Here is an 18,887-nt window from a genome sequence, read left to right on the forward strand (position 1 = left end):
GCGCCGCGCCGGAGAACCCGGCGCGGCTTTTCGATTTCTTCTGGTTCGTAAAGGACATTTGATGACACAGCGTACATTTCTCGTAACCGGCGCGACCCAGGGCATTGGCCTCGCGTTGACAGAACGGCTGATTGCCGACGGACACCATGTGGTGGGTCTCGCGCGCGAAGCACGCGATTTTCCGGGCGAACTGGTCCGCGTCGATCTGGCCGACCATGCCGCAACGGGTGCGGTGCTCGATGATCTGGTGCGTCGTCACGCGTTCGACGGCGTGGTGAACAATGTCGCGCTGGTCAGACCTCAGCGTCTGGGTGAAGTCGTGCTCAACGATCTCGACGACGTCCTCGCGCTGAATCTTCACCCTGCCGTGCAGACCGTTCAGGCGCTGCTTCCCGGTATGCGGGCGCGCGGCTGGGGACGCGTCGTGAACATCTCCAGCCTGACGATTCTCGGCATGACGCAGCGCACGGCCTATGCCGCGGCGAAAGCAGCGCTGGTGAGTTTTGCCCGTTCGTGGGCACTGGAACTGGCTGACACGGGCATTACGGTGAATGCCGTCGCGCCAGGTCCGACAGAGACCGTGCTGTTTCGGGCGAACAATCCGCCGGGGAGCGAGGGCGAGAAGCGGTATCTGGCCTCAGTGCCCATGGGTCGCTTCGGCAAGCCTCATGAAATTGCCGCGGCGATCGAATTTCTGCTTTCTGACGCGGCCGCTTTCATGACCGGTCAAACGCTGTACGTCGACGGCGGAGCATCAATCGGCAAGCTCGCTTTCTGAGGACGTGCCGCCCGGGCTACTGCCAGCGGAACCAAGTATCTCTTCCACGAACGCGACGAAGGCCCGCGCCTTCGCGCTCACCAGGCGCCCGGCCGGGAAGACTGCCCACAGGTCAATCGACGGCAACTCCCAGTCGGTCAGTACCGACCGAACCGTGCCGTCGGCGAGTTCCGGAGAAAACATCCATTCCGATGCGATCGCAAGGCCCAGGTCGCCGAGTACCGTCGTACGCATCCCTTCAGCAGCGCTCACGCTGACGCGCCCGGAGACGACCACGGCCACCTCCTTGCCGTGCTGGCTAAATGCCCACGACTCACCACCGCCGCGCAACGAATACACGATCACCTGATGCTGACTGAGGTCCGCAGGCGTCTTCGGCACGCCGGCTTCGGCGAGATACGCGGGCGTGCCGACAACCAGCCGGCGGCTTTGTGCAATGCGGCGTGCGGTCATGGCCGAATCGTCGAGCGATCCCATGCGCAACGCGACATCCACGCCTTTTTCAAGCAAGTCGATGGTGCGATCGTCCAGCACGATATCGATCTGCAGGTTAGGGTGCCGGTCGAGAAAGATCTTGAGCGCGGGGAGGATGTGCAGGCGCGCGAATGTCACCGCGGCACTGATGCGAAGCACGCCGGACAGCCCGGTAGACGCGTCGCGCGCGACATGCTCGGCAAGGTCGACTTCTTCGATTGCGCGCCGCGCGTGCTCGTAGAACCGCTGACCTGCATCGGTTGGCGTGAGGCCGCGTGTCGAGCGCAGCAGGAGTCGCACGCCAAGCCGCTCTTCGAGTTGTGCAATCGACTTCGAGACGGCCGGTTGCCCAAGTTTGAGTCGCTTTGCGGCTGCCGAGAACGAGCCCGCCTCCACTACGCTGACGTATGTTTCCATTGCTGCCATCCGGTCCATGCCGCTGCTTCTCCCTGAAGGACTGTGAAGTCCGTATCGTCGCTGAGATGTTTTCAGCCGGAAGTCTATCGCGTCACAACCCGGTCGGTGGAATTGCCGGTGTCGAGGCGAGAGGTCGAGAGTCATCAGGTCATTCCTCGCGGGAATAGTGCTTATCACTCCGGCCGGACTTCACCGGATGTCGAATGCCACGCAAAGTTCGTCTCACGTCAAGCCGACATCTCTGTTGAAGGATTACACGCCATGTATCACGTTTATGCATTCGCTACGCCCAATTCCGTTAAGGTGCCGATCGCACTCGAAGAACTCGGAATCGACTACACGCTGCATGCTGTCAACGTTCGAAAGGGCGAGCAGAAGAGCGATGCATTTCTCGCACTGAATGCCAACGGGAAGGTGCCGGTACTGACCACCGACGACCGCGATTTCACGCTGACCGAGTCTGCGGCCATCCTTGTCTATCTCGCCGAGAAGCACGGCAAGCTACTCTCGCAAGACCCGGTGCGCCGGGCGCGCACGTTTGAACAACTGTTCGTACATGCTTCAGGGTTGAGCCCGGCCTTCGGACAGGCGGGCTACTTTCTGAAATTCGCACCGGAGGTTATGCCGCACGCCATCGAGCGCTTTTCCGGCGAGGCGAACCGTCAATTGAAACTGCTCGACGCGATCCTTGCCGGGCAGCCGTTCGTCGCGGGCGACGAATATTCAATCGCGGATATCGCGCACTTCGGATGGATATGGAGACGCGCCTTTCCGAACCTGACGCTGGATGACACGCCCCATGTGCGACGCTGGTACGACGCGATGCTTGCGCGCCCGGCAACGGGAAGGGCCATCGAGAAACTCGAACTGCTTGCGAAAGAGAACGGTTGAGCGGATTTGAGCACGCTCGATCAAGCCTGTCCTTGGTGACGCAATCGTCAAGGTTGCGCCTGAGCCTTTCGACGGCCGGCTCCTTATCGTCGAGCCCAGCGAAAAACAGCAGCTTGCCCGCGGCGGCCGCAAACGCTGCCGCCTCAGTGCGCGCGTCAGCGGCCTTTCGCAGCGGCCCGCCGACGGAGCCGTTCCTCGCGCCGAAAGAGGGCGTGGGCCGGTCTGCTACGATCACTGCGCTACAATTGCGTGTGTAAGTATGCCTGGCGTATCGGCCATGGCATTTCACTGCTCAGCAGTCAGTTCGCCGACGCGAAGCCCAGTCAGGCAGCACGGCCTTTTCCGATCAACGACTGGCGCTTTCGGTCAGAAAGGAATATACGCGATGGTTAATCAGGTGATTTTCCGCGGAGCGCCGTCGCAGGTCTGCAACCTTCCCGCGCTCCTGAAGGGGGGCGTCGTCATGGCGCTGATTGGCTGTGTGCATCTCCTGGCGACGAACGCTTTCCCGTTTCAGTGGAATCTGCTGCTTGCACAAGCCGGCGCCGTTTTGATCGGAATCGGTTTGCCCTTCGTCAAGACAGCGTTCACCCGAATCGACATCGATACCACCCGAATTACCTGGACGCAGGGCATCCTGCATCGCCGTGCATCGACTCTCGATCTTTCCCGAATTCAATGCATCACCTTGATCCACCCATGGTGGCAACGCCTGTTCGGCACCGGCACGATCATCCTGACGACCACCGATGCCGTTCATCCCGTGAGGCGTTTGCCGGCGATCAGCAACGCGGATCAGCTGTGCCAGAGGCTCGACGAGGCGATGCATCAGGAACGCCGCATTCCCGCATAGATGAATGATCTGCACGCACCGGCTGCAGTCGGACCCACAACGGACCGTCGAGTCCGCCCGAAGTAGACGTTTGCGCCGCCGGCCAATCTCACGCCGCTATTTCCACTTCAATGCACTCGCTGCCAACTTTATCCAGGGCGTTGAGCAGCCCCGCGCGTAGTGCGTGCAACGCGTTGCTTTTGTCGTCAAGTTCTTTGAGCTTGGTCTGTAGACATGCAATCTTCTGCGCGGTATCAAAACTCGGGCTATCCCACACACCGATGACATCGCGAATTTCCGCCAGTGTGAAGCCCAGCGCCTTGGCATGGCCGACTAGACGAATCCGCTGCAACGAGAGTGCGGAATAGCGTTTGTAGGTATTCGTCGCGTGAGGTTGCGTTGGCTTGTCCAGCAGTCCCATTCTCTCGTAGTAGCGAACCGTGTCGCGAGAAACGCCTGCCTGCTTGCATAGTTCGCCAATGCGCATGCTGCCTCCATCCGAAGTCGTGAACCCACATTAGGACTTGACCGTTGCCTATAGTCAACGGTTTACAGTCCTATCCGTCTTCCACTCCCCCAGCAAGCCATGACTAGCCGCTATGATTTTCGCGGGAAGACCGCACTCATCACCGGCGCATCGTCCGGTATCGGACGCGCGTTCGCATTCGCCCTCGCCAGAGAAGGCGCCAAACTCCTGCTGGTGGCACGTTCACACGACACCCTGAGCGAACTCACAGCGGAATTACGACGCGACTATGCTTGCGACGCAGATTTTCTGACCGCCGACTTGAGTACTTCCGGTGCCGTAGACGCAATCGCCGCCTACCTCAATGCGTCAGGGAAGGTCGTCGATGTACTGGTCAACAACGCAGGTTTTGCGGCGTATGGGCGCTTCGAAGAAGTCCCGCTGTCGCGTCAACGCGATGAAGTTCTGGTGAACTGCATGGCACCGGTCGCGCTGACGCACCTCGTCTTGCCAGGGATGCTGAAGAAATCCGATGGTGTCATCCTCAACGTTGCATCGACGGCAGCGCTTCAGCCCGATCCCTACATGGCCGTCTACGGCGCGACGAAGGCGTTTCTGCTTTCGTTTTCCGAGGCCGTTTGGGCCGAGAACCGGCATCGAGGGGTCCGGGTAATCGCAGTGTGTCCGGGTGCGACGCAAACCGGGTTCTTTGATGTCGTCGGCGCTCAGGAGGCCGCTGTCGGGTCGCCGATGCCGATTGCGACAGTCATCCGGGATGCATTTTGGGCGTTGGATCGCAACAGGAGTCACCGGGTTGTGGGGATGAAAAACCGGCTCCTTGCCAATTTGCCGAGGCTATTGAGCCGTCAAGGCGCTGCGCGACTCGTCGAAAAAATCCTCAGGCCGCGGCAAGGTAAGGAGCTTGCGACAGGACATGCAATCGGCCAGGTTCCTCCCAGGTGAGCGACCGATAAAGCCGCGCTTTCGGCAAGTTGTTTTCTCAACGATTAATGCCGATTTCAGCGGCAGCGCCGAATGTCTCGAAGAGCGCGATGGTCGATTGAGTCTGGATAGGTACCGACCCGGCTTGGCATTCGATGCGAGTAGGCGTCCGCGAAAACATCCCATAAGACAGCGGCGCCGATTCCTTTCTTCTGGTGCTCCGGCAGAATGTAAAGGTGGTCGAGGAGCCCGTAGTTGTCCTCCGGCCGGATCAGGATAAAGCCTGCCTGAACACCATCGACCTCTATCAATCGACACAGCGCAGGGCCGAACGACGCGAGGAAGCGCTGCCAGCTGCTCACCGTCGATCTGTCCGGCGGGCCAGATGAATTCCGCCCAACATGCAGCGGACCGAGCCCCCGGCCATTTCAATCGTCGGAACGCGCAATGGCAGGAGACTGGCAGATCGTTTGCGACCGGAACCACGACGATTTCGCGTACGGTAGCCAGGCTGTCGCAAAGCAGGGGATGTCGTTTGGTTTGCATGAGTATGTGGTCTGTTTCAGGATTCGTCGCGGGCGCCGGACGCATGTCGGAGAACCGGAGACGAACGGCATTAAATTACACGCGTCGTATCGAACCTGGCTCACCGCAGCTATATCATTCTGCTCATATTTCGATGTGAGTTGTGAGTGAAATGCGATGCCGCAGCGCATGGATCCGGTCGAAAATTGCTGACGACTCAGCGGAGGCCGCTGTGTCCGTCGGGATGCGCAAATGGGGCATTCGAAACGGGCTAAGGTAGAGGGATGGACAAGAAGACGGGACTCGACAAGATCGATCAGAAGATACTCGAGATATTGCAAGTGGAAGGGCGCATTTCATATCAGAAGCTATCCGAGCAAGTGAACCTGACACCGCGTCCGTGTCAGGAGCGCGTGCGTCGGCTGGAAGCAATCGGGGTGATAGCCGGCGACAAGGCGGTGATCAAACCCCCGCAGGCGGAGCGGTCGATCATCGTACTGGCGCAGATCGCGTTGACGGACCATGCGCGCTCGCAAGCGCCGTTCGAAGCTGAAATGCGCAGCAATGAATCGGTGCTCGATTGCTGGTTGGTCAGTGGCACGTTTGATTTCCTGGTTCGGCTTGCTTGCCGCGATCTGGAAGAGTATCGGGAGCTCGCGAACGCGTGGTTGGTTAGCAACCGTTTCAAGATCGAGAAAATTGTGACGACGACCGAACTTCAGGTAATCAAACGTAGCGGGTGAGTGTGTTGCGGCTGTCGGTCCCGCTACGCTAATCCTGCTGTAACTGCTAGCGCGTCCGATTGCGACGGATCATCGCGGCGACGATATATCCGGCAATTCGCGGATTCTCCTTGATTCGCCGAGTGCTGTAGCCATACCAGTCATGACCGTAGGGCACATAGACCCTCACGTTAAATCCTTGCGCAAGCAAAGCGTCACGCAGCGGCTCGCACACACCCAGCAACATCTGGAACTCGAAGCGTGAGCTGTCGATTCGCTCGCTTTGCAGCCAATCGGAAAGCCGATCGATCAATTGGGCATCGTGCGTTGCAATGCCTGCGAACGACCCCGCCTGCAGTGAGCTCGAAACGTGCCGAATGAAGTGCGAATTGATCGCGGCCCGATCTCGTGATGCACCGTTGACGAGATGCTCGTTTGCCTCAGCATAAATTCCCTTGCAAATGCGCACGCGACTCTTGCGCGCCTGCGGTGAAACGATATCGTCGTTCGTGCGCGTCAAATATGCTTGCAATGCGATTCCGACTGGGTAGCCGTCGGCTTCGAGCTTCAGGAACGCGTCGAGCGTTTTCTGGGTGCAACGTGTGTCGCTCCCACCGGCGCGACACACGATGCGAAGTCGCCCATGCCCGTTGCGTTACGACCTGAGTGAAGGCCGGACGCTGATCGACATGGCAGGTCGTGCTTCCCGGCCTTGAACGGCAAGGCATCCGGGAATTGTTCCGACACGCAGCGGGTTGCGCGCATCTCAGGAACGCCTGTGTGCGGTGGCCGACATTTGCCTGATGGTTGTTGCACACCAGTCTCAGATGCTCACTATTCTTCAGGATGATCCCGTGACTTGCGGCCCAGGCCATAAGGGCTAGCCGGACCGGCCGCCAATACGCGGCGCTGCGACGAAACACACAGACGTCGGAATGGAGTGCGCGATGAATCGGACTGTCCGGGTCTTAGTGGGAGTATTCGTTGCGATGGCGTTCGGCGCCTGCGGTGGACCAAACGTCACCGAGGGGTCTTCCGGCGCGGTGAGCATCAGCCCTGAACCGACGGGGCCGCAGACGGAACTGTCGTCAGGCGTGACGAACCTCGGCGCTGAGTCGAAAGGATTGTCGACGCAGCAATCCGCTGAGCCGCAGTTGGCGCCGCCGCCACCGCCGGATTTCGACGCGCATCAGGCGCCGGAGGGCGCAGCACCCGTGCAGGAGGCCGCAACCTTTCAGGGGGCGGGCCAGACAGCCCGTCTCGTCACCAACGATTCCACTGGCATCTCGCCCGGCGCTGATCTGTTCGGCGGACAGTCGGACCTCGAGCTACTAAGTCCGGGTGCAGGTCCAGCCCCTCACGCTGTTGTCCCTCAACCCGAGCGTGCCAAGGGCAATGGCCGGTACGCGGTGATGCGGGTCTTTTTCGGCACGGACCGGAAAGTGGCAACGAAAAAGAACGGGTCGCCGGACGTTGAAAGCAGCGAGAGTGGTCCGATGTCGTTTGGCAGCGTCGATGTGAGCATTCCACGTAATCATGTCGTTGGCACGATCGAATCGCCGTCTGTGTTACGGATGGAGTTCCACCGCGATCCTGAGCGACATGTGTCGATATTGAAGGTCGCCGTCACGCCATACGACCAGTTCCGTGACGAGTTGCGCACCAAGGCGCTCAATGCAGCTACGCCGAGTGTGCTGCTGTTCATCCACGGCTACAACGTCAGCTTCGAGGACGCCGCGTTGCGGACTGCCCAGATGGCCTATGACCTCGACTTTGCCGGTGCGCCAGTGTTCTTTTCCTGGCCATCGCGCGGTACGCTCGCTGGCTATTTTGCCGATGAGCAGGCGATCGAGCGTGCCCAGCCAGACATCGAAAAATTTGTCGGGCAGGTCCTTGCAGCGTCGCCGGGTGCCTATCTGTATGTGATCGCCCACAGCATGGGCAACCGCGGTATGACGCGTGCGCTGATGAACTTTGCCCACAATCATCCCGATCAGGCGAGCCGGCTAAGGGAAATCGTGCTCGCGGCGCCGGACATCGACACGGACGTTTTCATGCACCAGATCGCCCCCGGTCTGGTTTCGATCGGCGCGCCGGTGACGCTGTACGCGTCGTCAAACGACCGGGCGCTCACTCTCTCGCGCCTTTTTCATGGGGGCGGGCCCCGTGCGGGGGACTCCGGTGAAAACCTGGTGCTGCTGAAAGGAATAGAGACGATCGATGTCACGAATGTCGACACGGATCTGACCGGCCATTCGTATGTGGGCGATCGCAGAACGATCCTATCGGACCTTTACTACATCATCCAGTCAGATGCCCGGGCAGCCAAACGCTTCGGCCTGAAAGACCAGACGCGCAACGGCAGTGTGTACTGGGTCTTTAACCGTTGATGCGAGAAAGGATCTTATCGATGGGGTCTACGGGCGTCGTGCTTCACGAATCCTGTCATTACCTGCATCCATGCAGGACGAGATGAAAGCTGGCGCGCAGTCGCCCGGCCGTGGAGGCCTGCCTGGCGCCGCAATACTGCCCGACGTGAAAAATCGAGCTTTTTAGTTCGAGACTGGAAGATACTTGCATCGTGTGTTCGCTTCTCAAGACAAGAGCGTGAGCCGCACGCTAATGGAGCTGCGCCTTGAACGATGCGCGACCTGGCTGCTTGACCCGCGATATGCGCACAAGTCGATTGAACAGGTTGCTGCCGCGTGTGGGTTCAAAAGCGCGTCGCATTTCAGCAGAATGTTTCGTGAGCGGCATGGGTTGTCACCGCGCGAATACAAAGTCCAAAGTAGCCATACGAGTGATGGAGAGAACGCGCGGCGATAGGTGAATCTGCTCGAGTGACATGGTGGCTATCGACGGCATCAAGTTCAACATGCGATGACGTAATTTTTCGTTAGATTTCAGACATGATTCGCCCCCGTTTGTTGTCCTCAATTCGCGCTTAAAAGCGCCGATAAATCAGACGAATGGGCATTGCATCTCGCGGTGCCGGACAGTTGAACCGGGGTGGCAGCATCATCATGAGACGTATCTTCGCCGCTATTTCAGCGGCAATTCTGGCCGCGGTGATCGCCCCGGCCTGCTATGCGCAATACACGACCGACTGGGTCGCCAATAGCTTCGGCACGAATACGACGCGCGTTGGCAGCGTAGCGCGTTCGATGTGGGTCGCGCCCGAAGGTGTGATCTACACGTCCTCGATGTGGGATGAGAACGAAGGCGGCATTGCGATCTACCAGAACGGCCAGAGTATCGGCTCGATCGGCGCACACGCCGATTTCCAGGGCGGCGCGATCACCGGCAATTCGACCTCGCTGTTCGCCGCGCTCCAGTTCAGTTCGACGCTTGGCAGCGGTGCCGTTGGCCGCTACAACCGCACGAGCCGCACCCGCGACCTGCTGATCCAGGTCAGCGCGACCACCACCGAACGCCTCGCCGACGTCGTCACCGGACTTGCGACGGCGGGCACGACGCTTTACGCGAGCGACTTTCCCGGCAACCGGGTACGTGTCTACACGACGGCAGGCGTCTGGCAGCGCGACATCAAGGTGTCGGGGCCAGGCGCGTTGACGGTCGATGGCGCGGGCAACCTGTGGGTCGCGCAAAAGAGCGCGGCTACCGTGCTCGAATTCTCGTCATCCGGTGCCCAGCTGAACGCTATCCGGCTTGCATCCACGGCCCGGCCTTCGGCGCTGTATTTCGACGCCTTGACGCAGCATCTGATGATCGGCGACCAGGGTCCCGATATGAACATCAAGCTGTACAGCATCGCGGGAGCGCCGCTGCTGGCGGGGACGTTCGGCGTGACGGGCGGTTATCTGAACACGACGACGGGCGTGAAAGGGCAGGTCGGCGACAAGCGCTTTACGCGCGTCGTCGGGATCGGCAAGGATTCAGCGGGCACGCTGTACGTGCTGAACAATCCGTGGGGCGGCAGCTGGGATCTGGGCCGCGACGGCGGCACCGACATCCACGCCTACGACAACACCGGGCGTTTGCGCTGGAAGCTTCAGTCGCTGAATTTCGAGGGGATTGCCGCGCCCGATCCCGCCACCGACGGCGTGTACATGTACAGCGGCAGCAACATTTACACCGGCAGCGCAGGCGGCACCTTCCTCGCGAACACCGTCGATCCGATCGCGTATCCGTCCGATCCGCGTATCAACATCGCGGACCACGAACGTAGCGAGCACTTCGGGCAGATCGTATCGGTAGGCGGCAAGCGGATTCTGGTCGCGACCGCGCAGAACCCGGACGAGTTCTACTTTTTCCACTTCAACACGGCCAACGGCTATATCGCGATTCCCGACACGTCGATTCCGGGCACGAGCTTCAACACTACCGCGCGGATTCGCGACGGCTTCTGTCTGGACAGCAAGGGTGACGTGTGGGCCGGACTCGACAAGACCAATGCGATCTGGCATTACCGGCTGAGCGGTTTCGACGCGAACGGCAAACCGTCCTGGAGCGCGGGCACCTCGACGACGATTCCCACTTCGATCGTGCCGTTGACGCGCATCCTGTATTTGCCCGAAAGCGACACGATGATTCTCGCGCAGGGGATTGTCGGCAGCACGGACTGGACGTCGATCGGGACGCGCATCGAGGTGTATCACGGCTGGGCCGCGGGCAACACGAAGACACCGAATCCGGTGATCCGGATTGTCAGCGCGAATCCGAAATCGATGACCGCGTCGGGCAATTACCTGTTCCTCGGCTACGTGCATACCGTGCCGAACATCGACGTATTCAACCTGACAACGGGCGCGCAGGAGACGACGTTGACCAACACCAGCCCGAACACGGTGTATATCGGCAACGACGTGGATTCGATGTACGGATTGCGCTCGTATCTGCGATCGACCGGCGAGTACGTGGTGACGAAGGACGACTACAACGGCTCGAATATCGTCGTGTACCGCTGGACGCCGAAATCGGCGACGGCCGCGACGAGCACCGTGTCGACACAGCAAAGTCTGATATCGCCGTTTGGCACGGTATCGAAGTAAGGATGTAGCTGACGGCGGTCCTGCTTAGGGAAAGAAATGGGCGGCACATGCCGCCCATTTCTTTACGTCAACGATCAGCTCCTTGAGCCAACGCATTTCGACAGTCATGGCAGCAACGCCATGACTGGTTTTTTGGAGGAGATATATTCTCTGAATCTCGTCCACGATCGCACAAGAGAGAACACGAGCCTTCACACGTACATCCTGTTCGTCGGCGCGAGCTTTGTTTTGTGCCTTGTGCCAGGCCCAGATATGCTGTTTCTGCTTGGACGGACGGTTGCCCAGGGACGGACGGCGGGCTTATGCGCCGCACTCGGAATCAATCTTGGGGCTTACGTGCACTTGCTTGCCGCGGTCACCGGTCTCTCCGCGCTCGTATTGACATCAGCGACAGCGTTCACCGCCGTGAAGCGGCTGGGCGCTGTATACCTGCTTTATTTAGGGCTTGGCGCATTGCGTTCAAAGGGAAGCATTGCTTTTCCCGTAGGCGACGCCCGGACGAAGGCTTTGCGGCTAATTTTCTGGCAAGGCTTCCTTAGTGATGTTTTGAACCCTAAAGTCGCGCTGTTTTACATTGCATTGCTTCCACAGTTCATGAGCGCGCATGACCCAAACCCGGTGAAGCATCTCGTCGCGTTGGGCATAACGGGCAATATGGTTGGCATTGCGACGAGCATCATCTATGTGTTTATCGCTGCTGGAATGACAAGCGCACTTCGCCGCAACCGGGCTATCTCTTCCTGGTTGAGCAAGGCGATGGGGGCTCTGTTTGTTGGACTGGGATTGAGGTTGGCAGCAGAGAAAATTTGATCCAGGTCTCCCTGCGCCAGCGCATGAACAGTTGCCGCGCGAAGGGCGCGACGGTGCTGGAAAAACCGTTCGAGACCGGCCGTGACTGCGGCGACTCCTTCGAATGTCGACAGTCTGGAATGAATTCCGACTGACTCTTCGTGACCGGGTGGCGACATCCTCAACGACCGTTACTTTCAGGCTATCTTCGGGGCACATCGAGCACGGTTACCGGCCTGCACTCAGTTCCTGCTGTCGCCGCGCTCGCGCTTCCTCCTCAAGACGTGTCTCTTCGAGTTCCTGCAGCACGCCGTCGAGGTCCACAGGTCGCGTGTCGACTTCGATGCGGCCGGTCAGTTCGGCATCGACATGCAGCCGTCCTGCTTCGAAGAGCGCCCAGATCTCCGCGCCATAACTCGTTGTGAGAATTTGCGGTGCAAACCGTCCGAAGTACGTGGCAAGGTTGTCGACGTCTCGCGCGAGCATCGATGCGGCTTCGTTGTTGCCGGCGGCGTCAACGGCCTGCGGCAGATCAATGATCACTGGCCCGTTCGCTGCCAGCAGGATGTTGTATTCCGAAAGGTCGCCGTGGATCACCCCTGCGCAGAGCATGCGGACAACCTGGTTCAGCAGCTGCGCGTGCAGTTCGAGGGCGCGGGCTTCGGTCAGATCGACATCGTTGAGCCGTGGTGCGACGTCACCCACTTCGTCGATCACCAACTCCATCAGCAACACGCCGTCTGTACAGATATAGGGTTGCGGCACGCGCACACCTGCGTTGGCGAGCCGGAACAGCGCGTCGACTTCAGCGTTCTGCCATGACTCTTCCTGCATCTGACGGCCGTAGCGCGTACCTTTTTCCATTGCCCGCGCTTGCCGGCTGTTCTTGACCTTGCGACCGTCCCGGTACGACGCGGCTTGCCGAAAACTACGCTGCTTCGCGTCTTTATATACCTTGGCGCAACGCACCGATTCGCCGCTGCGCACGACGTAGACTGTTGCCTCTTTGCCGCTCATCAGCTGGCCGATGACTTCATCGATAAGTCCTTCTTCGAGAAGCGGTGCGAGTCGTTTGGGTATTTTCATACGATGGTCGGCCGTGAATGGCCCGCAGAGGTATGCGCGACCGACAAACCGGTGAATCGAGCAGCCGGTGCTGGCGGCCGTAAGCTTGCTGCGTGGCAGATGAATGAAGTCATGCCGGATTATACGGGTGGCCGAGGACGAGCCGACGCAAATGTCCGGCGACTGCGTAGATGCATTGCGCCCCAGTTCCAGACCGCTCGCTGCCTGGCACGACGGGCAGCAGCCGATCCTGAACTGGCGTTCAACCTCGGTCTACTGCGACGACCGCTTTGGGAATGACAACTGCCCTTAAGGGGAGTCCACGTCGATAACCATATGGCGTACTCCGCAAGCCAGGTGGCGCCATCTGCATATTTTTAGCGACGTGAGTGGTCTAGACTGATTCCATGCTCACGAACACCCGATGAGCGTGCTGTCCATCTTCAATTTTGAAGCAGGGTATGGCGTTCAATCACTTCACCATCCATGCGATGGAGGGACAAAATATGAAACTCATCAGCTCGCACTACATCAACGGCGAATTTGTTGAATCGCACGGCAAGGAAACCTTTGACCTGATCAATCCCTCTACGCAAGAAGTGATCGGGCGCGTTACGCTCGGCGACGAGGAGGATACGCGGCGTGCCATCGCCGCTGCGAAGGAGGCTTTTAAGAGTTACTCGAAATCCGCTCCCGAGGAACGCGCTGAATATCTCCAGCGCCTGCACGATGCTCTTATAGCGCGTGCCGGTGAGCATGCCCAGGCGCTGGTTCAAGAGTACGGTGGGCCGTCGCAGATGGCACAGTTCCTGGTGCAGGTGGCGGCCGAAGCCATTTTGAGTGCAAAAAACGCCTTGAACGAAGTCGAATTCAAGAAGATGGTTGGCCGCACGGAAGTGTCATTGCAACCCGTTGGCATTGCCGGGCACATCACGCCCTGGAACGCGAACATCCTGTACTTCTTCAACAAGGCATCGGCTGCCCTGGCGGCTGGATGCACGGTCGTCACCAAGCCCAGTGAAATGAGTGCTTTGCAGACGCAATTGATCATGGAGTGTGTGCATGAGGCAAAAATTCCGGCCGGACTGATCAACATCGTCAATGGTCGTGGCGACGTGGTGGGTGCCGAGATCACCCGCAACCGCGATGTCGCCAAGATTTCCTTCACCGGCTCGACCGGCGTGGGCAAAACCATCGCCCGTGACGCAGCAGCGACGCTCAAGCGGGTGACCTTGGAGCTGGGTGGCAAATCTCCCCACATAATTTTGGAAGATGCCGAGCTCGAACAGGTGATCCCATTCGTTCTGTCCAGCGGCTTCATGAACAGCGGGCAAGCTTGCATCGCGGGAACTCGCGTGCTGGTGCCGGAAAGCCGTGCCGATGAAATTAAGGCGGCTTTGAAGCACGCGGTCGACCAGCATCTCAAGGTCGGACTTCCGCAAGATGCGGGCACGGCCATCGGGCCGATGGTGTCGAAGATCCAGTACGAACGCGTTCAAGGGTATATCAACAAGGGAATCGCCGAAGGCGCCGAAGTCGTGGCCGGCGGCCCGGGCCATCCCGCCGGGCTGGAGGGTGGCAATTTTGTGAAGCCGACCTTGTTCGCGAATGTGACCAACGACATGGCGGTAGCCCGCGAAGAAATCTTCGGCCCAGTGTTGTGCCTCATCACCTACAAGACCGTGCAGGAGGCGATCGCTATCGCCAACGACACGCCCTATGGGCTTGCCGGCTATGTGAGCGGCTCCGATTACGATCATGCCAAACGGATCGCTGATCAGATCGAGGCCGGTACGGTCTCGATTAACGCGTTCAACAACAATCCCGCAGCTCCATTTGGTGGTTTCAAGCAATCGGGACTCGGCCGGGAAAACGGCGTGTACGGCATCCAGTCGTACATGGAATACAAGTCGATTTCCTGAAGCCGTCAAGTAGGCCAGGCGAGACCATGAAAAATCGGGTGGCAGACAAGATCAGGCTTCCCGACGCATTCTGGGAAGGCATCAAACGCGCGGGACTGTCGCGGGCTGAGGTGGTGCGCGATGCGCGAATTCCGCTCGCCATCGTGCGCGATCAGGCGGCGCTGTCCACGGCGCAATTCTTTGCGCTTTGGCAAGTGCTGGTCGAGCTCAGCGGCGATCCCGCGATTGGTCTGCGCATCGCCACCGGACTGGAAGCCGCCGTGATGCCGCCTTCCTTCATGGCGGCCTACCACGCTCGCGACTTCCGCGATGCCTTACAGCGCGTGGCGCGCTTCAAACGCCTGTGCGCGCCCGAGGAGGTGCGCATCGAGGAGCAGGAGGATCGCGGTGAAGTCGTCGTTGCCTGGTTGCATGCTGAAGAGCAAGCGGCCCCGCCTGCGCTGGTGGACGCCACGCTGGCGTCGCTGATGGAGTTGGGTCGCCGGGGCACGGCCACACCCATGTCCGCGCTGGTTGTCGAGCTGGCACGCCCCGGAGTCGCCCGCGCCGGCTACGAGCAGTATTTCGGCTGTCATGTGCGTTTTGGTGCCGAGCGGGATTGCCTCACCTTCCGCCGTGCTGATCTCGACAGGGCTTTCGCGAGCTACAACGCCGAACTGCTCGACATCCTGATTCCCGAACTGGACCGGCGACTGGACCAGCATACCTCCAGCGCCTCCCTTGCCGAGCAGATCCGCTGGGTCTTGCGGCGGCGACTCACGGCCGGCCGCCCCGACATCCGCTCGGTCGCTATCGAACTGGCCATGAGCGAGCGTTCCTTGCAGCGCAAGCTGACCGACGAAGGGCTAACCTTTCAGAGCCTGCTCAGCGAAACGCGCCATCAATTAGCGCTGGAATATCTGGCTGATCCCACGCTGGCGCTCATCGAAGTGGCCTATATGCTCGGTTACGAAGATCAGAACTCCTTCTTCCGTGCCTTCCGCCAATGGGAAGAGCTGACCCCGGCAGTATGGCGGGCTGCGGCACTCGCGAAGGAAGCCACATGAAATTCCTGATCTTTGGCGCCAGCGGGATGGCTGGCCCGGGAGTGCTGCACGAATATCTAGCGACTTCCGATGTCGACCACTGCCGCCGAGGCTAAGGACATTATTCGCATGACTCGCGGATACCAACTTCTGATCTAATTGCCGCAATGATCAAAGCCAATGCTGATTGTCGGAGAAGCCGACAAAGCAACATTTCTCCTGGCCAACCGAATGGCGGTTTTATGAGCGGAGCCGACGTCTGATCGGCCGAGCGACGCGACGGGCGGATGACGCTTCCTGGCCGACTACCGCCCGATTCGACTGGCGGTGGTCGACCCAGTGTGTGGAAACGCGATTTCTGCCCATGAGCGGGTAATTGGCGTACAGGTCGATCGAGTTTGATGCGGCGAGCTTGCCCTAATCGAACATCGCGAGCACAACACAGCCCCTCGGGGCCTTAGCTTCCAGCCATTTTCATGGCCTTCATCGTCCCTGCAACGCCAGGTATGTTCATGACCCGCTTCAGGTTATAGGCCAACCGCTGAAGGCTCATTTCCGTACTCCGCTGGACCGGTAAACCCGCGGATTCATGTCATGCTCGACGGTCGTGAATCGAAGGATGGCTCGCTCACCAGCAGGGCATCGATACACATTACTTTTTGCCACGTAGACAAAGTCGGCCTTGCTGAACAGACCTTTCTTCCGCGACGCGGAAGTAAGGGAGTTGGGAACGTATGCGCTGATGTCGTTCAGATCGCATGCCCGTATCTCCGGGCCGCTGAAGTAACCTCGATCAGCAACAACCTTCAGCTTTGGCTTGCCCATCGCGTCCTTCGCAGATACCGCCATTCTGCTGAGTTGGCCGTGATCGTTTCCAGCGTTCGTTACTTCGTGCTCAACGATCAGATGATGCTTCGTGGCTACGGCGGCCTGAACGTTGTAGCCGACTATGCCGGAGCCTCTTCCGCTTGTTGCCATGGATCGTGCGTCGGGATCCGTCATCGACAGTATCGGAGTGGTTCGCCAGGCGTGTCAGAACACTTGATCGTCAAGGTTACATGGAAAGTAACCCAGAGAAAGTGGCGCCGACTACCCAGGGCGCCTGCATAGACGCTCAAGTTCATCTCACCGCTTTAGCTTGCAGGCATGCCTTCCAGAGCATTCATCGCGGCCTGTATGCCATCCAAGACCGTGTCCGCTACCCGTTCAGAGAACCCTGCGGGAAGTTCGGCCCTCACTTTCGCAATGACCTCTGGTGTACGGGCGATAAGCTCCTGCAAGAGCGGCTCTGCATCATCTCCATAGCCGACTTTCCGTGCCGTGCTGTTGAAGTGTCTGCGTTCGATTTTATTCACGTGATAGTGCTTGTTCTTTCCGAGTAGGGCCATGGCCAGCTTGATATCGTGGTCCGCCCACTGATTTGGGCCGGTGCCCATAACCGGGTAGCCAGACATCACGTCGTACATGGGCGTGAGTCTGAAGCGTCCAGCGCCGCCAGCGAGCAACTGGATGCTGAAGTTTTTCGCATGACCGTCTGTTGCCCGCATCGCCCAGAAAATGATTTGTGATGCCATGAGCGTGCGCATGTCTTCCTGCGCTTGTTGTGACTGCTTCAGCAGTGTGAAGATCGTCATAAGTCCCGGGCCACCTTCATTCTCGTATTTGAGGAGGGGCGAGGTGCCGGTTGCCTGGCAGAAGTCCTCCTGGACCAGCCGGAATAGCTGCGCGCCACTGTGGGAGATCGCTCGGTCAAAACGCTCAACAACCAGCACCCGTTGCGAGCCAAATGTCGCAATCGCTGCTTCGGCCGTGGGCAGTCCGTAAGCCTTGAGTAGTCGCAGACACAGCCATTCATTGTCGACCGACGTGCTGAAGTCGGCCTGACGTCCACCAACCATGCCGATCGGCAGCTTGAAGATGTGAGTCGTAGGCGTTGCGCCGCGTGGCTTCATCCATTGACCATCCCACCACAGAAACGCATCCTTCTCCTGGGCGCCAGCCAGCGAAATCCGGAAGTCGTCATCGGGGTCCGCTGTCGCAGCAAACCGTTCCGGGCTGATGACTTCGAGCAGGTGTCGCTCGATTGCGTCATCGTCAACGACAACGCCCTCGATCCTGTCGGTTCCCTCCGGGACCGCTCCGTCCGGCAAGAGTTGCAGGGCGCCGACGCAGTCACGTCCAATAGCGGCGAGAAGGTCGAATGCGTCGATGGAGCCTGTCTTGAATCGCGCCGCCACCCGCCTGCGAATCGCGTCGCTGTCGGGTAACAGACCCTCGAAATAGTGAGAGACGCTATCGCCCCTTAATGGCCGCTGGTGGAGATTGAATGGCAAAGACAGGGAGATAGGGCGGCCGCGGCTCGAATACTGCCAGTCGGCATCGTACTGAAGTTCACTGTCTCCGTTGACGTTGATGGTCCAGCGCCCGACGTATTCGCCGTTGGCCCACAGGGAGAGCGTCTGGGTATGAGAGCGGCGTGCCATCTCACCATTCCGGTTCGTTGTTTGAGTCGACTGTCTCCCGTTCCCCGAGGCGTAATTCAAGTCCGATGGCTGAGCACCAGCTCAACAGTTGCTGGAAGCTGAGTTCGCCGGCGTTCTTCTCAAGGTAAGAGATGCGGTTCTGGCTCAAGCCGACGCGCTGCGCCACCTGTGCCTGAGTGAGCTTGCGGTGCTTGCGCGAAGCCACGAGCAGTTGACCAAGCTGCGGAGCGGTCACGAGGAGCTGGGAAATTGACTTGGCTGGCATATAAATATCCGCTATTCGGCTATCTGTAGTCTAGCCGAATATCGGATAATGTCAATTTAGCCGATATTCAGATTTATCGAAATTAGCTGATATTCGGATATAACGAGATTATCCGGGACTCGGCTATCGTTCGGAGAGCGCCGTGATGCCTTGCGCGTAAGCCGGTCCCGCGATTGTCTGCCATTCCAGACGCTCGCTCAGTCGTGAAGTAGCCTATCCCTCTACGTCGATGAGCAGGTACGTGTTGTCGCGATCGAATCGGCATAGCCAGTCACCGAT

At 59.3% G+C, this 18,887-nt stretch carries 17 protein-coding genes and 4 pseudogenes; 11 read left to right on the top strand and 10 right to left on the bottom strand.

The annotated features are described in order from the left end of the window. The first annotated feature begins 61 nt into the window (after window positions 1-61). A complete protein-coding gene (locus tag PW947_RS10910; RefSeq protein WP_299631538.1) occupies window positions 62-778 on the top strand; it encodes an SDR family oxidoreductase in 717 nt (238 codons plus the stop codon). On the opposite strand, the gene PW947_RS10915 is transcribed toward PW947_RS10910, so the two are convergent. Continuing rightward, the gene (locus PW947_RS10915; RefSeq protein ID WP_299631539.1) at window positions 755-1,687 is read right to left on the bottom strand and encodes a LysR family transcriptional regulator; all 933 of its coding nucleotides are present in this window, start codon (window positions 1,685-1,687) and stop codon (window positions 755-757) included. The two genes, PW947_RS10910 and PW947_RS10915, sit on opposite strands and share 24 nt — an antisense overlap. Before the next feature lie 243 nt (window positions 1,688-1,930). Here PW947_RS10915 and PW947_RS10920 point away from each other — a divergent pair, with 243 nt between their 5' ends. Next, on the top strand, window positions 1,931-2,560 hold the full coding sequence (locus PW947_RS10920; RefSeq protein WP_299631541.1) for a glutathione S-transferase family protein: 630 nt from the start codon (window positions 1,931-1,933) through the stop codon (window positions 2,558-2,560). Between the two features lie 385 nt (window positions 2,561-2,945). Beyond that, window positions 2,946-3,413 carry a PH domain-containing protein gene (locus PW947_RS10925; protein WP_299631542.1) on the top strand — a complete coding sequence of 156 codons (468 nt, stop codon included), beginning with the start codon at window positions 2,946-2,948 and terminating at the stop codon, window positions 3,411-3,413. Window positions 3,414-3,501: 88 nt separating this feature from the next. On the opposite strand, the gene PW947_RS10930 is transcribed toward PW947_RS10925, so the two are convergent. After that, the gene (locus PW947_RS10930) at window positions 3,502-3,879 is read right to left on the bottom strand and encodes a MerR family transcriptional regulator (protein ID WP_299631543.1); all 378 of its coding nucleotides are present in this window, start codon (window positions 3,877-3,879) and stop codon (window positions 3,502-3,504) included. A gap of 99 nt (window positions 3,880-3,978) precedes the next feature. On the opposite strand from PW947_RS10930, the gene PW947_RS10935 reads away from it, so the two are divergent. Further along, window positions 3,979-4,821 (top strand): SDR family oxidoreductase, encoded by an 843-nt coding sequence (locus PW947_RS10935; protein ID WP_299631545.1) that lies wholly within the window; start codon window positions 3,979-3,981, stop codon window positions 4,819-4,821. A 113-nt stretch (window positions 4,822-4,934) separates the two neighbouring features. Here PW947_RS10935 and PW947_RS10940 read toward each other — a convergent pair. Next, a pseudogene (locus tag PW947_RS10940) lies at window positions 4,935-5,150 on the bottom strand (GNAT family N-acetyltransferase); the annotation flags it as partial. A gap of 8 nt (window positions 5,151-5,158) precedes the next feature. After that, a pseudogene (locus PW947_RS10945) lies at window positions 5,159-5,290 on the bottom strand (arginine deiminase-related protein); the annotation flags it as partial. A 319-nt stretch (window positions 5,291-5,609) separates the two neighbouring features. On the opposite strand from PW947_RS10945, the gene PW947_RS10950 reads away from it, so the two are divergent. Continuing rightward, window positions 5,610-6,068, top strand: a complete 459-nt coding sequence (locus PW947_RS10950) for an Lrp/AsnC family transcriptional regulator (protein ID WP_299631547.1) — start codon at window positions 5,610-5,612, stop codon at window positions 6,066-6,068. Window positions 6,069-6,114: 46 nt separating this feature from the next. On the opposite strand, the gene PW947_RS10955 is transcribed toward PW947_RS10950, so the two are convergent. Continuing rightward, window positions 6,115-6,675: a proline dehydrogenase family protein gene (locus tag PW947_RS10955; protein WP_299631548.1), complete on the bottom strand. Its 561-nt coding sequence runs from the start codon at window positions 6,673-6,675 to the stop codon at window positions 6,115-6,117. 319 nt (window positions 6,676-6,994) lie between these two features. On the opposite strand from PW947_RS10955, the gene PW947_RS10960 reads away from it, so the two are divergent. After that, the gene (locus tag PW947_RS10960; protein WP_299631550.1) at window positions 6,995-8,437 is read left to right on the top strand and encodes an alpha/beta hydrolase; all 1,443 of its coding nucleotides are present in this window, start codon (window positions 6,995-6,997) and stop codon (window positions 8,435-8,437) included. 67 nt (window positions 8,438-8,504) lie between these two features. Here the strand turns inward: PW947_RS10960 and PW947_RS10965 are convergent. Further along, window positions 8,505-8,627 (bottom strand): annotated as a pseudogene (locus tag PW947_RS10965) (AraC family transcriptional regulator); the annotation flags it as partial. Window positions 8,628-8,669: 42 nt separating this feature from the next. Between PW947_RS10965 and PW947_RS31215 the strand changes: the two are divergent. The 3 genes from PW947_RS31215 (at window position 8,670) to PW947_RS10975 (ending at window position 11,869) form a co-directional block, all read left to right on the top strand. Further along, on the top strand, window positions 8,670-8,873 hold the full coding sequence (locus PW947_RS31215; RefSeq protein WP_366146113.1) for a helix-turn-helix domain-containing protein: 204 nt from the start codon (window positions 8,670-8,672) through the stop codon (window positions 8,871-8,873). A 197-nt stretch (window positions 8,874-9,070) separates the two neighbouring features. Further along, on the top strand, window positions 9,071-11,059 hold the full coding sequence (locus tag PW947_RS10970; RefSeq protein WP_299631552.1) for an SMP-30/gluconolaconase/LRE-like region family protein: 1,989 nt from the start codon (window positions 9,071-9,073) through the stop codon (window positions 11,057-11,059). 36 nt (window positions 11,060-11,095) lie between these two features. Continuing rightward, window positions 11,096-11,869: a LysE family translocator gene (locus PW947_RS10975; RefSeq protein ID WP_299631553.1), complete on the top strand. Its 774-nt coding sequence runs from the start codon at window positions 11,096-11,098 to the stop codon at window positions 11,867-11,869. Window positions 11,870-12,076: 207 nt separating this feature from the next. Here the strand turns inward: PW947_RS10975 and PW947_RS10980 are convergent, their stop codons facing one another. Further along, window positions 12,077-12,934 carry a PA4780 family RIO1-like protein kinase gene (locus PW947_RS10980; protein WP_299631554.1) on the bottom strand — a complete coding sequence of 286 codons (858 nt, stop codon included), beginning with the start codon at window positions 12,932-12,934 and terminating at the stop codon, window positions 12,077-12,079. Between the two features lie 440 nt (window positions 12,935-13,374). Here PW947_RS10980 and PW947_RS10985 point away from each other — a divergent pair, with 440 nt between their 5' ends. Both PW947_RS10985 and PW947_RS10990 read left to right on the top strand, forming a co-directional pair. Beyond that, entirely contained in the window at window positions 13,375-14,835 is a 1,461-nt protein-coding gene (locus PW947_RS10985; protein ID WP_366146109.1) for an aldehyde dehydrogenase family protein, read from the top strand. Between the two features lie 26 nt (window positions 14,836-14,861). After that, window positions 14,862-15,881 carry an AraC family transcriptional regulator gene (locus PW947_RS10990; RefSeq protein WP_299631555.1) on the top strand — a complete coding sequence of 340 codons (1,020 nt, stop codon included), beginning with the start codon at window positions 14,862-14,864 and terminating at the stop codon, window positions 15,879-15,881. A 436-nt stretch (window positions 15,882-16,317) separates the two neighbouring features. Here PW947_RS10990 and PW947_RS10995 read toward each other — a convergent pair. From PW947_RS10995 to PW947_RS11005, 3 genes and pseudogenes are all read right to left on the bottom strand, one after another. Then, window positions 16,318-16,868: pseudogene (locus tag PW947_RS10995) on the bottom strand (transposase); the annotation flags it as partial. 125 nt (window positions 16,869-16,993) lie between these two features. Then, window positions 16,994-18,343, bottom strand: coding sequence for a type II toxin-antitoxin system HipA family toxin (locus PW947_RS11000; RefSeq protein WP_299631556.1), 1,350 nt, complete (start codon window positions 18,341-18,343; stop codon window positions 16,994-16,996). Window position 18,344: 1 nt separating this feature from the next. After that, complete coding sequence (locus PW947_RS11005) at window positions 18,345-18,608, bottom strand: helix-turn-helix domain-containing protein (RefSeq protein ID WP_299631557.1); 264 nt, start codon at window positions 18,606-18,608, stop codon at window positions 18,345-18,347. Window positions 18,609-18,887: the final 279 nt, after the last annotated feature.

This window comes from Paraburkholderia sp. (assembly GCF_028283785.1).
In the GTDB taxonomy this organism is placed as follows: Bacteria; Pseudomonadota; Gammaproteobacteria; order Burkholderiales; family Burkholderiaceae; genus Paraburkholderia.